This window comes from Brevibacterium zhoupengii (assembly GCF_021117425.1).
In the GTDB taxonomy this organism is placed as follows: Bacteria; Actinomycetota; Actinomycetes; order Actinomycetales; family Brevibacteriaceae; genus Brevibacterium; species Brevibacterium zhoupengii.
This window is the reverse complement of the sequence record NZ_CP088298.1, coordinates 1,321,535-1,335,179: the sequence shown is the minus strand read 5'-3', so window position 1 is coordinate 1,335,179 and position 13,645 is coordinate 1,321,535. Positions and strand designations below refer to the sequence as shown.

The following is a 13,645-nucleotide window of genomic DNA, read 5'->3' as shown; positions in this document are numbered from 1 at the left end:
TTTTCAATATCTTGAATACTGAGAAAGACATAGGCGCTGGTGCAGAACAGGCAATAACGTACTCTCTGTGAGTTAGTTCATATCCTCACCGTCGTGGATGTGACGACCGCACTCATGCACCACCTACCACCTTTGAAAGGATCGCTATGGAAGGCATCTACGCTGCCGCGATCGTGCTCGGCTTCATCGCCGTCGGCGAATTGGTCTCGATCTGGTCCAAGGCCCGAGTCCCCAGTCTCCTCGTGGCGATGCTGGGCATCTTCATCTTCGCCAAGATCGGCATCGTCCCGGAAACCGTCATCGATGACTCGATGCTCGTCCAGGTCTACACCATCCTCGTGGCACCGCTGCTCTTCCACATGGGTACGCTCATTCCACTCCGAGTGATGCTCAAGCAATGGCGCTCAGTGGTCATCGCACTCTCCGGGATGGCGGTCGCCGTCGGCCTCATCTTCCTCATCATCGCACCCATCTTCGGATTCGAGACCTCCGTGGCAGGCTCCGGTCCCCTGGCCGGCGGCATCGTCGCCACCAGCCTCACAACTGAGGGCCTGACAGCGTCCGGAGCCGCCTCGGCGATCATCGTGCTTCCCGCCCTCGTTCTCATGCTGCAGTCGCTGCCCTCGATGCCGATGACGAATTTCCTGCTCCGTCGTTACGCCAAGAACCTGCGCGACAGCGGAGAGCTCCATGAACTCGCTGCCGCTCATCACGAAGGAGAGGCAGAGGCCGCCACAAAGAAGAAACTCATCACACTGCCGGCGTTCCTCGTCGACAATCAGCTGTTCATGCTCTTCCTCATCCTCGTCGGCGGCTCCATTGCGACTCTGCTGGCCGTCCCAACACATATTCCCTCGTCGATCCTCGCGCTCATCCTCGGTATCGCCGCCACCGCGATCGGCCTGTCGCCCGACAAGGCGATGGAGCGGTCGAACTCCTTCGGCGTCGCCATGGCCGGCGTGATCGCGATCGTTATGGCCCCGCTGGTGTCGGCCTCCGTGCAGGACGTCATCAACGCGTTCCTGCCCACCATCTCGATCCTCATCGTCGGCGGCATCGGCATCGTCGCTGGTGGCTACATCGCCACGAAGCTGCTGAGGTGGAAGGCTCCGCTGGGCATGTCGGTGGCGCTGACGGCCATGTACGGCTTCCCAGCCGATTACCTGCTGACCAACGAGGTGGCACGCTCCATCGCACGCGATGACGATGAGAAGGAAGCCCTTCTCAACGTGATGCTGCCACCGATGCTCGTCGGCGGCTTCACCTCGGTCAGCTCCGGTTCCGTCATCATCGCCAGCGTCCTCGTGGGAATGCTGTGAGCGCCCTCCTGAGCGAGGCGAGCGCTCTGCTGCCGCAGCTGCAGGATCTGCGACGACGGCTGCATTCCGACCCTGAGGTCGGCCTCGACCTGCCGCACACGCAGGCTGCGGTTCTCACCGCCCTCGAGGGCCTCGATCTGGAGATCAGCACGGGAGTTGAGACCACCTCGGTGGTGGCGGTCCTGCGCGGCACACATCCACAGAAACCCGCGGATGCACCCGCCGTCCTCCTGCGCGGGGACATGGATGCGCTGCCCATTCATGAGCAGACCGATGAGCCGTTCACTTCGACGAATGCGAACATGCACGCCTGCGGTCACGACCTGCACACCGCAGGACTCGTGGGCGCCGTCGAGCTGCTGCACGCGCACCGGGCGGAGCTCACCGGCGATGTCGTCTTCATGTTCCAGCCCGGCGAGGAGGGCTACAACGGCGCCTCGGTGATGATCAAGGAGGGTGTCCTCGATGCGGCGGGACCTCGGGTCATCGCCGCCTACGGTGCCCACGTCCACATGGGAGCCAAGGGCGTCGTCTCGACGAAGGCGGGGACCCTGCAGGCGGGATCCAACGTCCTCCACATCACCCTCCATGGACGCGGGGGTCACGGTTCCCAGCCTCAGGCGGCGATCGATCCGGTTCCTGCCCTGGCCGAGCTCGTCACGGCACTGCAGAACATGGTCAGCCGACGTATCAGCACCTTCGACCCGATCGCATTGTCCGTGACACAGCTGCAGGCGGGTGAGGCTGTCAACGTCATCCCCGCCTCGGCGAGCCTCGGTGCCACCGTGCGCACCCTGTCCCAGGAGTCACTGGACATTGTGCGGGCCCAGTCGAAGCAGCTGGCCAGGGGCATCGCGGAAGCCCACGGATGCACCGCCGAGGTGGATTTCCAGGTTCAATACCCCGTGACCGTCAACGACGAAGTTGAGACCGCGTGGACCCTCGACCAGGTGCGCGGCCTGCTGGGCGAGGATCGGGTGGAGGTCGCCGCGCACCCGATCATGCCCAGCGAGGACTTCTCATTCGTCCTGCACGAGGTGCCCGGAACGTATATGATGCTCGGCGCCAAACGCACGGACGTGTCCGAGGAGCGGCAGGGGGACAACCACTCCCCCTTCGTCGTCTTCGACGACTCCGTGCTCGGCGATCAGGCGGCACTGCTTGCCCATCTGGCCCTCGAACGCCTGCGCACCATCCGCTAGCTCCGCTTCCGCTGCCACCATCGCCGAGGCGGCTGTTCCCGCTCCTGGTCCCGACCATCCGTCGGGGTTGGGGGCGGGTTCGTCGCTTGTGCAGCCTTCGCGCTTCGGCGCTGATGCCAGGCCGCGACATCGGCCTCGACCTTCCGGGGCGGGGTGAAGACGGGTGGGCCCTCGCGCAGGTCCATGATGGCGGCCCGGACTCGATCGTTGAAGCCGGCGAGATAGGCGCGGACGTCGGCCTCCTTCGAGAACGCATCGAGGGTGTCCTCGAGGACCGCGTTCTCCTTGCGCAGCTGGAAGGCGGCCGGGGCGACGCCGCTCATGTCTTCGCTGTCCATCTTCTGTTTGATCCACCAATCAGGATCCTGGGAGCTGTGGAGACCGGTCAGAGGTTTGCCCAGACCGGGAAGATCATCGAAGTCACCACGTCTGATGGCCTTGTCAAGCGCCGATTCGACGATCGCGTTCCGATCTTCGAGCGAGCTGATCCGGCGAGGAGCCTCATCATCAGTCATGGCGGTGCCTCCATTGTCCTAGCCACGTCCCTCCACGCTATAGAGGTTGATGAGGGTGCGCAATGGGGTGAATGCGAAGAAGCCCCGTGATCAGGTGATGATCACAGGGCTTCTTCAGTCTGCGTGGCAGATGAAGGATTCGAACCTTCGAAGGCAATGCCGGCTGATTTACAGTCAGCTCCCTTTGGCCGCTCGGGCAATCTGCCGCAGTGCGTGCTCGATGAGCACGTGAAAATACTACAAGCCCACACCCGCATTCGCCAACTCGATAGACGCAGGTCACAATTGTGCGTCTCGACTACACTCGGTGACCAGATACTCGTCCATCTTCTCACCACACAAGGAGCATTCATGGCCAGCGAATCCTCATTCGACGTCGTCAGCAAGGTCGATCGGCAGGAAGCCGACAATGCCTTGAATCAGGCGGCCAAAGAGATCAACTCCCGCTACGACTTCCGCGGCACCGACGCCTCGATCGCGTGGACCGGTGAAGCGATTCAGATGAAGGCCGTCAGCGAGGACCGTGTGAAGGCGATCCTCGACGTCTTCCAGTCGAAGCTGGTCAAGCGCGGCATCTCCCTGAAGTCCCTCGACGACGGCGAACCGTACCCTTCGGGCAAGGAGTACCGCATCGATGCGAGCCTCAAGGAAGGCATCGACAAGGACAATGCGAAGAAGATTTCGAAGTACATCCGCGACGAGGGCCCCAAGGGCGTGAAGGCGCAGATCCAGGGTGAGGAGCTGCGCGTGAGCTCGAAGAAGCGCGATGACCTGCAGGAGGTCATCTCCCTGCTCAAAGGCAAGGACCTCGATCTCGACCTGCAGTTCGTCAACTACCGCTGAGTCGTCGCTGTCGCTGAGCCCTCGCGGTCGTTGTCCCGTCGCTGTCGTTGACTCGTCGCTTCTGCCGTCATGACGCAGTAAGTCGCTGCCTGACTGTTTGAGTCGCTGTGCGACCTGGTCATGACGGCAGGTGACAGCGATGGTCACCGACACCGCCGCCGTCCTCATCGTGGCAGAAGGATGGCGGCATGCTCAGCACATTTCCCACAGCCACCATCTCCGGCTATCCGTACAACGGCCCGAACTGCGAGCAGACGAAGGCCCGTGAGGACTTGTGGGCGGGCCGCATCGGTGCGGAGACGTTCTCACACTCCATGCGCTCCCTGCGGCTGAACACCTACAGTCGTCTGCGAGAACTTGGCTTGGACGAGAACTATTCGATCCCCGCCTCGTACACCCACTACGACCATGTCCTCGACACCGCTCTGAGCGTCGGGCTCGTCGCATCAGAGCCGACCGGCACCGACTTCGACGTCGAGGAGTACTTCGCTGCGGCTCGGGGCATGGGCAACCAGGCGCCCTTGGTGCCGGAGCTCGCGGGTTGTTCCACTCAGTTCAGGGCCCGCCCCCAGTATCTGCTCTCACTCGTATCGGAGGCCCGAGCCGCCGGTCACACGATCCGACCTGTGCTCATCGGTCCCGTGACCCTGCTGGCACTGGCGAAGACGAGCCCAGGCACAAGCACCTCGGCGTTCGAGCGGCTCGACGAACTCACCACCGCCTACGTCGACGTCATCAGCATTCTTGCTGCGGCCGGGGTCGACTGGGTCCAGTTGGACGAACCTGCCCTTACGACCGATGTCGACAAGCACTCCGACACCGAGCTCGCCGAGGCGACCTCCCGTGCCTATGCCACCCTGAGCAGGGCGAACACGCGCCCGCAGATCTTCGTCACCGCTCCACACGGAAGCCTGCGAGGCGGGTTGTCCGCGCTGGCACATTCGGGCATCGATGCCCTTGGTGTGGATGTCTCCGCGGCTACCCGCGCGATCGATCCGGACTCGATCGGCCGCATTGCCGCTGAGACTCCGGCGTCGGTCCACCTCGTCGCCGGTGTCATCGACAGTGGCAGCGCTCTGGCCGACGACCTGCCGACCAGCCTGTCAGTCCTGCAGGGCCTTGGTCGAGAGTCGCTCAGCGCTTCCACCTCGACGTCGGTGCCGTGTATTCCCCACGCGGTATCAGCCGAATCCGATAGGCCGGCTGCTGAGGCGAAGGTCTCCGAGGTGAAGGCCCTGGCCACCGCGATGACCAAGTGGACCGCCGGTACGGCACGGGGCTCATCTCGAGTAAGTCGACCACATGGCCCTCTGCGCGAAGTCAGCGACCCGCAGCAGCTCGTTGCGCCTCACACCGTGTTTGGCCTGGGCGGCCAGGCCATGCCAGTTCGCCTGCACAAAGCCGGCGACGGCATCAGCGTCGGTTCCGCCAGGATCTCCCCCTCGTCGATCGCCGTGGTGACGCGGGCGCGGAGGAGCCGTTCGTTCTTCGTCAGCATGGTGGTGATGTCTCCGCGCGCCTTTCGCGTCGCCGGAACCTCTGACATTGCTGCGCTGGTGATGAGACAGCCGGGGTGTGAGTCCGGCGGCTGAGTGAACTCGATGACTGAGGACCTCAGCAGCTCATCGACGACGGTTCTGATGGACTGCGCGGCGAGGGCCTTTTCGTACAGGTCCGTGTACCGACGGGCGTAGACCCGAACGGATTCGCCGAACAGTCCGGCCTTGCTTCCGAATGCCGAGTAGAGGCTCGAGGTCGAGATTCCGATCGCCGAGCTCAGGTCCCGGGTCGACGTTCCGCTGTAACCCAGGCGCCAGAACAATCGTGCGGCCTCGAGTACTGCCCGGGCTCGATCGAACTCGGGAGGCCGGCCGCGGCTATTCGCTTCCACCCTTACATTGTAGAGCGTCTGCTCCACAATTGATTCTGGAGCAGGCGCTCCAGAAATAGTCTGATGCCTCGGCTGAACCTCAGGGCAATGCCATCGGTATGTAGTAGAGACCCTTCGAGTCCTCTTCGACGGTGGCTCGCAGACGGTCATCGACACTGATGAAGTCATTGACCTTGATCGTGCCTTTGGAGTCGCTGAGTTTGCGCACGGCGAATGCGGGGATGAGACCTTGGCGGCCGTCGCCGTCGACCGCCAGAGCATATTTCGGTCCTGTCGCCCTCACCTTGACCTCGATCGTGTCATCGGCAGCTGGTGGGACGGTGGTATCAAGATCTGGGTTCGTCAGTGCGGAGAGCTCAACGGCAAGGGTGTCGGCCATATCATCGACTGTGGCGAGCATGTTCGCCATTGCGCGGGCAAACTCACCGTGCAGCTCACTGGGCTTCATCGCCGCGCCGGGTTTGTACATGTCTTCGTGGGTCAGTTCGCCCCAGGCGTCCTGCAGCCGGGTCTTCACCTGGATCTCAGCGAAGACCGGCTCCCCCTGATCGGAAGGGATCTGCAGCGTCACGTGGCAGGCCCGGTAGCCGCTGGGTTTAGGCGGGTCGACGTAGTTCTTCTGCTCGATGAGGGCAAAAGCGCCGAGCTGCTCAGGATCCGTCAGAGAGTCGAACATCATCTTCTGGTCTCGCGGTGATTTGCACAGCACCTTTACCCCGACGATGTCGCGAATGTGATTCTCCACGTCCTGGGGCGTCGAGATATGAAGATCGGGATCATCGGCGGCCTTCTCCACGAGCTTCGCCAAGGTGCGGGCCGGATCTTTGATGCGATGCCCGTCGACGTCAAGGCGCGAGATGTCCTTGTTCTTCAGCAGACCCTTCTGCTGCTGCTTGAGCCAGCGCTTGATCCGCACGGCGGCAGATTCCCAGGCGTCGCGGCGCTGCGCATAGGCCTGCGAGACCACTTCCCTCATCGCCGAATCTGCGCTCACCGTTCCTCCTCTGTCACAGGGATCGTCATTGCTCCCATCAAACCACGAGCGCGCCACCGTTACGGTGACGCGCTCGTAGATTTCTGTGCCGAGTATTTGTCGGACTCAGAGTTCTTCGGAACCGGAGTTCGTCGGAATCAGTGTCCGGACGCTGGCTGACTGGCTGCTTCCGCCTGCAGGTGGCTGCGGGCCTCGGCCAGCATGCCTTCGCGGGTCGCGATCTTCACGCGCTCACGGCCTTCGGCCTCGCCGAGAGCCTTCTCAGCAGACTCCACACGGTGGTAGCCTTCCCAATCCACGTAGTCGACACCCTTGGACTCGAGCAGTTCGACGATCGCAGAGTCATCCGAGTACACGGGCTCTGTCAGCACGCCAGCGGCGCGGTCATCGAGGATGTGGCCGATCGTCTCCAAAGCGTCACCCTTGGTGTGGCCGATCAGGCCGACGGGGCCGCGCTTGATCCAGCCTGTCGTGTACACGCCTTGAACCACATCTGCATCGGCAGAGACTGCCTGCTCTTCAGCATCGACGACGCGGCCCTCATGGTTCGGGATGACTCCCTTGCCCGAGTCGAACGGCAGCTGCGGAAGCGCCGTGCCCGCATACCCGATGGCTCGGTACACTGCGTCGATCTCCCAATCATGGAAGGTGCCGGTGCCGACTGCCCCGCCCTTGCCGTCGAGTTCCATCCGCTCCGTGCGCAGCCCTGTGACTGCGTCCTCGCCGAGGATGGCCACCGGGGAATGAAGGAAGTGCAGGTGCAGACGACGCTTAGCTCCGACGGGCTCACGCATGGTGAAGTCGGTCAGTGTCTTCGCGACCTGCTTGGTCTGGTTGTTCGACTCGATCGCTTCCAGCGACCCGTCGTCGAACTCGTAGTCTTCGGGGTAGACGATGATGTCAACGTCCTTGACATGCCCCAGTTCACGCAGCTCAAGAGGCGTGAACTTCGCCTGAGCCGGGCCCCGCCGACCGAACACGTGAACGTCAGTGACCTTCGAGGATTTCAGACCCTCGTAGACGTGGTCGGGAATCTCGGTCGTGTGCATATCATCGGCCTGTTTGGCCAACACGCGGGCGACATCGAGTGCTACGTTGCCGTTGCCGATGACCGCGACTTTCTCGGCATCGAGGGGCCACGTCTGGGCCACATCAGGATGCGAGTCGTACCAATTGACGAAATCAGCAGCACCATAGGAGCCGGGGAGATCGACTCCGGGCAGACTCAGCGAGGCATCGATGAAGCAACCGGTGGAGAAGATCACCGCGTCGTAGCGGTCTGTCAGCTCTTCCAGCTTGATGTCGACACCGTACTCGACGTTGGAGAACAGACGAATATCACCTCGGTCGAGGACCTTGATGAGAGCGTTGATGATGCCCTTGATCCGCGGATGATCCGGAGCCACACCGTAACGGACAAGTCCGAACGGAGTCGGCAAGCGTTCGAAGAGGTCAATGCTGACCTCGAAGTCACGCTCAGCCTTGGTCAGCAGATCGGCCGCATAGATCCCGGCAGGACCGGCACCCACAATAGCCACACGGAAGGGACGCGTCATTCTCACACCTCTCTAGTAAGTCATCTCCGATTGTATCGGCAATGAAGGACCTCCTAACAAACACGTGACGAAACTCGCATCCCGACTCTCGGCCGCATCTCAGGCAGCAGTCGCAATCGCCAGCCTCCTGTGAGTTGCCTAGACTCAGCCTGTGAACGCTCCTGCACCTGAAGAATCCGCCTTCCGACGCGTCGGACTGGGATACGGTACCGCCGCCTACATCATCTGGGGCCTGATCCCCCTGCTCTTCGCCGCCGCGGCACCGACGGGCGCGCTCGAAATCGTCGCCCATCGGATCATCTGGTCACTGATCTTCTGCGCCATTCTCCTGTACTTCGCGAAGGGCTTTGTCCGCACCTGGCTGGTGATGCGCTCAGGAAGGACCTTCTGGCTGCTGGCCCTGGCATCCGTGCTCATCGCCGTGAACTGGACGACCTACGTCTACGGCATCGAAACTGGCCGCCTCGTCGAGATCTCTCTGGGCTACTACCTCAATCCGCTCATCTCAATCGGACTCGGTGTCATCTTCCTCAAGGAGAAGCTGCGCCCGCTGCAGTGGGCCGCGGTCGGATTCGGCGCGGTCGCCGTCATCGTTGTCGGCCTCGGGATTGGACGTTTTCCCTACCTGGCGCTCACCGTGGCCGTCTCCTTCGGTCTCTACGGCCTGGTGAAGAACAAGGTCGGTGGGAAGGTCGGTGCCCTCGAAGGCATGACCGTCGAGACCGCCGTGCTCACCATTCCCAGCCTGGCCTTCCTCGCCTACCTCGCCGCGCAGGGCGAGGGCACATTCATCGGCTTCGGGCCCTGGCACGTCGTCCTGCTCCTGGCCACAGGACCGCTGACTGCGATTCCGCTCATTCTCTTCGGCGCGGCCGCCAGGCGAATCCCTCTGTCCTGGGTGGGAATGCTGCAGTACATTGCCCCGACGATGCAGTTCATCCTCGGCGTCGCGCTCTTCGGTGAGGCGATGTCAACGACGAGGTGGATCGGGTTCCTCATCATCTGGATCGCCGTCATCCTGCTGTGCACGGACATGGTCCGCCAGAGCCGACGACGACCGTCCCTGGGCTGAGTCCACGACACCCGTGGTCTGGCAGATTGCTGCGGCTCACTAGACTCTGTGTGTGATCGCAAATTCAGCCCCCGATGAGAACGCCTTCCGCCGTGCCGGTCTGATCAACGGCCTCTCCGCCTACCTGCTGTGGGGACTCATCCCTCTGCTGTTCGCCGCAGCGGCGCCTACGGGTGCACTGGAGCTCGTCTCACATCGGGTCGTCTGGTCTCTGCTCTTCTGCGCCATCCTCCTGGTCTTCACCGGTGGCTTCGCACGCACCTGGCAGGTCATCAGGTCCGGTCGCACCTTCTGGATGCTGACTTTGGCTGCCGTGCTCATCGCCATCAACTGGACGGCGTTCATCTACGGAGTCGAAACCGGCCACCTCGTCGAGGTGTCGCTGGGCTACTATCTCAACCCGCTCATCTCCATCGGCTTGGGCGTCATCTTCCTCGGCGAGAAGCTGCGGCCCCTGCAGTGGACGGCGGCCGGATTCGGACTCATCGCCGTCATCATCGTCGGTCTCGGACTCGGCCGAATGCCGTACCTCTCGTTCACTGTGGCAATCTCCTTCGGGCTCTATGGCCTGGTGAAGAATAAGGTCGGCAATCAAGTCGGTGCCCTGGAGGGAATGACGATCGAGTCTGCTGTGTTGACCATTCCCAGCGCCGTCTACCTGCTGATTCTCGGGGTCATGGGGCTCTCGACCTTCACCGGCTTCGGCGCCGGTCATGTCATCATCATCCTCATCACGGGCCCGGCGACGGCTATTCCGCTCATCCTATTCAGTGCGGCCGCCCGGAGGATTCCCCTCTCGTGGGTAGGCATGCTGCAGTACATCACTCCGACGATGCAGTTCATCACCGGTGTCTACATTCTCGGAGAGTCGATGTCGACGACGCGGTGGATCGGCTTCTTCGTGATCTGGATCGCCGTTCTGCTGCTCTGCATCGATCTGATCCGCCAGAGTCACCGCAGGCTCTAACCACTCTCGTAGGAAAGATATCTCTTGACGCCACACCTGGTTCCATGGTTAGTTAGTTGAGTAACTAACCAACACAGATGGAGCAGACGTGATCGACGAAGCCAAACCGCTGTTCGCACAGATCGCCGAACAGGTCGAAGATTCGATCATCAATGGCACCCTGCCCGAAATGTCTCGTGCGCCATCGACGAACGAACTCTCAAGTTTCTATTCGATCAACCCCGCTACCGCAGCCAAGGGAGTCAACAGACTCGTTGCCAAAGGTGTCCTTGAGAAGCGACGCGGCATCGGGATGTTCGTCAAGGAAGGAGCTCGAACATTGCTCATCACCGAATACAGGACCACCTTCTCCGACAACTTCATCGCGCCGCTCCTGTCCGAAGCGACCAGGCTCGGGCTCAGCCGCGATGACGTCATCACACTCATCGCCGAACGCTCCGACGAACTCGGCGTTGCCCACAGCCTGGACCCAACCACCACGAAGGGGTGAAGATGACCACCGTCATCGATGTGCGCAACCTTACGAAGACGTACAAGCAGACCACTGCCCTCAACAATGTGAGCCTGTCGATCGAACAGGACTCGATCTACGGCCTGCTGGGCCGCAACGGTGCCGGCAAGACGACGTTGATGTCGATCCTCACAGCACAGAACTTCGCCACCAGCGGTGAAGTAGAGATCTTCGGCGAGAATCCCTACGAGAACTCCCGAGTTCTCAATCGCATGTGCTTCGTCCGAGAGAGCCAGAAGTACCCCGACGACGCGACAGCGAAGCACGCGCTCGCAACGGCTCGCCTCTTCTTCCCTCGTTGGGACCAAGCCTTCGCCGAAGAGCTCATCGCCGACTTCGCGTTGCCGTTGAAGACCCCGATCAAGAAGCTCTCCCGAGGACAGCAGTCAGCGATCGGCGTCATCATCGGCTTGGCCTCCCGAGCCGAGGTCACATTCTTCGACGAACCCTATCTCGGGTTCGATGCCGTAGCTCGACAGATGTTCTACGACCACCTCATCGCCGACTACACCGAGTGCCCACGCACGATCGTGCTCTCCAGCCACCTCATCGATGAAGTGGCAGACCTCATCGAGAACGTCATAGTCATCGACGGCGGCGAGATCATCATGAACGAATCCACGGAGGAGGCCCGCTCCCGGGCGATCAACGTCGTCGGAGACGCTGAATCCGTTCAGCGGCTCATCGCTGGGAGAGAGGTCATCCACCGCGAGGCATTGGGCCGCGTGTCCTCTGTGACATTCCTCGGACGCCTCTCCGACACCGATCGCGAGTTCATCACACAGACGAACCTGGACCTCACTCCGGTGTCTCTCCAACAGATGGTCGTCCGGACCACACAGGCAGGCGCCGAACCCACGAACTCCACCGAGCTCACCGCAACGGACGTCAGGAGTTTTCAGACATGACCGCGACAGCAGAAACCATCGACGCTCAGACCTCAGCCCGCCCGAAGAGCCGAACACTCGGAGTCGTCAGGCTCCAGTTCATCAATACGCAGACCTTCATCTGGGTGCCTGCCCTTGTGCTCGGCGGAGCCTGGCTGGTCACGCTGCTCGTCCACTGGATCATCTCCGCCTCCGGAGTCGACGGACCGATGTACAGCGGTGGATCGCAGGCCCCGCTGTGGTATTTCGCCGTAGTCGGAGCCCAGGCGATGAATCTGACCTTCTACTTCTCCCAGGCCATGAGCCTCACCCGACGCGAGTTCTACCTCGGATCGCTGACCGCGGCAGGCATCAGCGCCGTGGCGATATCGGCCGTCTTCGTGTTCCTCGGACTCCTCGAACAGGTGACAGACGGCTACGGCATCAACGGCTACTTCGCCTATCTCCCCTGGGTATGGGAAGACGGGCCGTTCGCAGCCGGGCTGACCTACTTCGCCCTCACCATGCTCACGTTCATCCTGGGATTCTGGTTCGCCATCGTGCTCAAACGCTTCGGTGCTCTCATCCTCACCACGTCACTGATCGCCATCGCCCTCGTCCTGCTCGGCGGTGCTGCGCTCGTCAGCCTCAACAGTGCCTGGCCTGAGGTCTGGATGTGGTTCGTCGAGACGAAGAGCGTGGGACTGACGCTCTGGGCTCTGGGAATCTGCGTCGTGTTCGCCGCCGGTTCGTTTCTCACGCTCCGACGTCTGACCGTCTGACAGTCGGGCCGATCTGGCTGTCTGGCTGTCTGGCAGTCTGGCCGATCTGACATCAGCTCACGAGCACGAGCACTACGCCGGAGAGCACTCCGCCGAAAGCCACCGCGGTACCCATGGCGGTGGTGGTGCGCCAGCCAAGGGACTTGCCGACCATGACCATCGAGGGAATGCTCAGTGCCGGAAGCACGATCAGCAATGCGCCGGTGATGCCCGCGCCCACTCCGACCGCTGAGAGCGCAAGGATGATCGGTATCTCGCCGCCGGTCGGGATCACCAGAAGTGTGCCCACGAGTGCGGCGATGAGCACCGCGAAGCCGCCCACCTGCGCTTCGAGCCCGTAGACGCCCGAGAGCCACGGACTGATGAGACCGACGATGAAGACAAGGGCCAGGTGCTCGGGCACGAGGATGAGGGTGAACTTCGACAGCGACCGGAGGTAGCGGACGGGAAGGGCGGAGAACTGGGTCGGTTCGGCACTCGGCTCAGGGACCGCCTCGGCGCGCCCCTTGATCCAACGGCCGATGAGGGCACTGGCTCCGACGACGATGAGGAGTCCAACCACGAGCCGGGTGAGGACGTACTCCCAGGGCAGAATGAGCGCGAGGAAGATCAGAACAGCGGGGTTGAGCAGCGGATTGCCCACCCAGTAGGCCAAGGCAGCGCTGCGCCTGACCCCAGAACCACGTAGGCCAGCAGTCACCGGAGCCGCACAGCAGGTGCACATCATGGACGGCAGCGACATCGCCGCGCCGACGAGTGACTGGCTGGTGTGACTCCGACGATTCATCACGCGCCGCAGCCAATCGCGCGGCACCAGTGCGTCGATGGCCGCAGCCACCACGAGTGCCACGAGCAGTGCTTTCCACACGGCAATGAAGTACACGAGGGTGAAGTCCCAGGCTCCAGCCAGGGAGAACGTCTCCCCCGCAGCTTCGAAGAGCGGACTGCCGTCCCAGACCGACGTCTGGCTCAGCGTCCAGGCCTTGTCCCAATAGGGCATCCACTTCGACCAGCTCAGCCCCACTACGAGGACGAGTACGAGGATGCCCAGACCGACCCAATCGACCGGAGTCAGACGTCGCCGGAGCTCGGCGTCAAGCGGCTGCGCCCGAACCGTATCCGACATG

13 protein-coding genes, 1 tRNA gene and 1 pseudogene are annotated in these 13,645 nt (G+C 62.3%); 9 read left to right on the top strand and 6 right to left on the bottom strand.

Going from position 1 to position 13,645, the window contains the following annotated elements; genetic code table 11:
• Window positions 1-146: 146 nt before the first annotated feature.
• Entirely contained in the window at window positions 147-1,319 is a 1,173-nt protein-coding gene (locus tag LQ788_RS06015) for a hypothetical protein (protein ID WP_231445905.1), read from the top strand.
• Complete coding sequence (locus LQ788_RS06010) at window positions 1,316-2,521, top strand: M20 metallopeptidase family protein (protein ID WP_231445904.1); 1,206 nt, start codon at window positions 1,316-1,318, stop codon at window positions 2,519-2,521. Before LQ788_RS06015 ends, LQ788_RS06010 begins: the two co-directional genes overlap by 4 nt.
• Here LQ788_RS06010 and LQ788_RS06005 read toward each other — a convergent pair.
• Window positions 2,518-3,036 carry a DnaJ family domain-containing protein gene (locus tag LQ788_RS06005; protein WP_231445902.1) on the bottom strand — a complete coding sequence of 173 codons (519 nt, stop codon included), beginning with the start codon at window positions 3,034-3,036 and terminating at the stop codon, window positions 2,518-2,520. The two genes, LQ788_RS06010 and LQ788_RS06005, sit on opposite strands and share 4 nt — an antisense overlap.
• Window positions 3,037-3,160: 124 nt before the next feature.
• A tRNA-Tyr gene (locus LQ788_RS06000) sits at window positions 3,161-3,242 on the bottom strand.
• A 145-nt stretch (window positions 3,243-3,387) separates the two neighbouring features.
• Between LQ788_RS06000 and LQ788_RS05995 the strand changes: the two genes are divergently transcribed.
• A complete protein-coding gene (locus LQ788_RS05995) occupies window positions 3,388-3,879 on the top strand; it encodes a YajQ family cyclic di-GMP-binding protein (RefSeq protein WP_231445901.1) in 492 nt (163 codons plus the stop codon).
• A gap of 188 nt (window positions 3,880-4,067) precedes the next feature.
• On the top strand, window positions 4,068-5,471 hold the full coding sequence (locus tag LQ788_RS05990; protein WP_231445900.1) for a uroporphyrinogen decarboxylase/cobalamine-independent methonine synthase family protein: 1,404 nt from the start codon (window positions 4,068-4,070) through the stop codon (window positions 5,469-5,471).
• Window positions 5,472-5,644: 173 nt separating this feature from the next.
• Here the strand turns inward: LQ788_RS05990 and LQ788_RS19920 are convergent.
• The 3 genes and pseudogenes from LQ788_RS19920 to LQ788_RS05980 form a co-directional block, all read right to left on the bottom strand.
• Window positions 5,645-5,920 (bottom strand): annotated as a pseudogene (locus LQ788_RS19920) (hypothetical protein); the annotation flags it as partial.
• Window positions 5,850-6,764 carry a GTP pyrophosphokinase gene (locus LQ788_RS05985; protein ID WP_231445899.1) on the bottom strand — a complete coding sequence of 305 codons (915 nt, stop codon included), beginning with the start codon at window positions 6,762-6,764 and terminating at the stop codon, window positions 5,850-5,852. The pseudogene LQ788_RS19920 and the gene LQ788_RS05985, both read right to left, overlap by 71 nt.
• A gap of 137 nt (window positions 6,765-6,901) precedes the next feature.
• Window positions 6,902-8,320 carry an FAD-dependent oxidoreductase gene (locus tag LQ788_RS05980; RefSeq protein ID WP_231445898.1) on the bottom strand — a complete coding sequence of 473 codons (1,419 nt, stop codon included), beginning with the start codon at window positions 8,318-8,320 and terminating at the stop codon, window positions 6,902-6,904.
• Between the two features lie 151 nt (window positions 8,321-8,471).
• Between LQ788_RS05980 and rarD (LQ788_RS05975) the strand changes: the two genes are divergently transcribed.
• From rarD (LQ788_RS05975) to LQ788_RS05955, 5 genes are all read left to right on the top strand, one after another.
• Window positions 8,472-9,392: an EamA family transporter RarD gene (gene rarD / locus LQ788_RS05975; protein ID WP_231445897.1), complete on the top strand. Its 921-nt coding sequence runs from the start codon at window positions 8,472-8,474 to the stop codon at window positions 9,390-9,392.
• Between the two features lie 52 nt (window positions 9,393-9,444).
• Window positions 9,445-10,359 carry an EamA family transporter RarD gene (gene rarD, locus LQ788_RS05970; protein ID WP_231445896.1) on the top strand — a complete coding sequence of 305 codons (915 nt, stop codon included), beginning with the start codon at window positions 9,445-9,447 and terminating at the stop codon, window positions 10,357-10,359.
• 88 nt (window positions 10,360-10,447) lie between these two features.
• Window positions 10,448-10,849, top strand: coding sequence for a GntR family transcriptional regulator (locus tag LQ788_RS05965; RefSeq protein ID WP_231445894.1), 402 nt, complete (start codon window positions 10,448-10,450; stop codon window positions 10,847-10,849).
• A gap of 2 nt (window positions 10,850-10,851) precedes the next feature.
• Window positions 10,852-11,778, top strand: a complete 927-nt coding sequence (locus LQ788_RS05960) for an ABC transporter ATP-binding protein (protein WP_231445893.1) — start codon at window positions 10,852-10,854, stop codon at window positions 11,776-11,778.
• Window positions 11,775-12,518 carry a hypothetical protein gene (locus tag LQ788_RS05955; RefSeq protein WP_231445891.1) on the top strand — a complete coding sequence of 248 codons (744 nt, stop codon included), beginning with the start codon at window positions 11,775-11,777 and terminating at the stop codon, window positions 12,516-12,518. The genes LQ788_RS05960 and LQ788_RS05955 overlap by 4 nt, the downstream gene beginning before the upstream one ends.
• A 52-nt stretch (window positions 12,519-12,570) precedes the next feature.
• Here LQ788_RS05955 and LQ788_RS05950 read toward each other — a convergent pair whose 3' ends face one another.
• Complete coding sequence (locus tag LQ788_RS05950) at window positions 12,571-13,644, bottom strand: permease (protein ID WP_231445889.1); 1,074 nt, start codon at window positions 13,642-13,644, stop codon at window positions 12,571-12,573.
• Between the last annotated feature and the right edge of the window lies 1 nt (window position 13,645).

Coding starts and splice junctions, on each gene's coding strand:
- LQ788_RS06015 (WP_231445905.1), top strand. CDS start 147: ATGGAAGGCATCTACGCTGCCGCGATCGTGCTCGGCTTCATCGCCGTC.
- LQ788_RS06005 (WP_231445902.1), bottom strand. CDS start 3,036: ATGACTGATGATGAGGCTCCTCGCCGGATCAGCTCGCTCGAAGATCGG.
- LQ788_RS05995 (WP_231445901.1), top strand. CDS start 3,388: ATGGCCAGCGAATCCTCATTCGACGTCGTCAGCAAGGTCGATCGGCAG.
- LQ788_RS05990 (WP_231445900.1), top strand. CDS start 4,068: ATGCTCAGCACATTTCCCACAGCCACCATCTCCGGCTATCCGTACAAC.
- LQ788_RS05980 (WP_231445898.1), bottom strand. CDS start 8,320: ATGACGCGTCCCTTCCGTGTGGCTATTGTGGGTGCCGGTCCTGCCGGG.
- LQ788_RS05960 (WP_231445893.1), top strand. CDS start 10,852: ATGACCACCGTCATCGATGTGCGCAACCTTACGAAGACGTACAAGCAG.
- LQ788_RS05955 (WP_231445891.1), top strand. CDS start 11,775: ATGACCGCGACAGCAGAAACCATCGACGCTCAGACCTCAGCCCGCCCG.
- LQ788_RS05950 (WP_231445889.1), bottom strand. CDS start 13,644: ATGTCGGATACGGTTCGGGCGCAGCCGCTTGACGCCGAGCTCCGGCGA.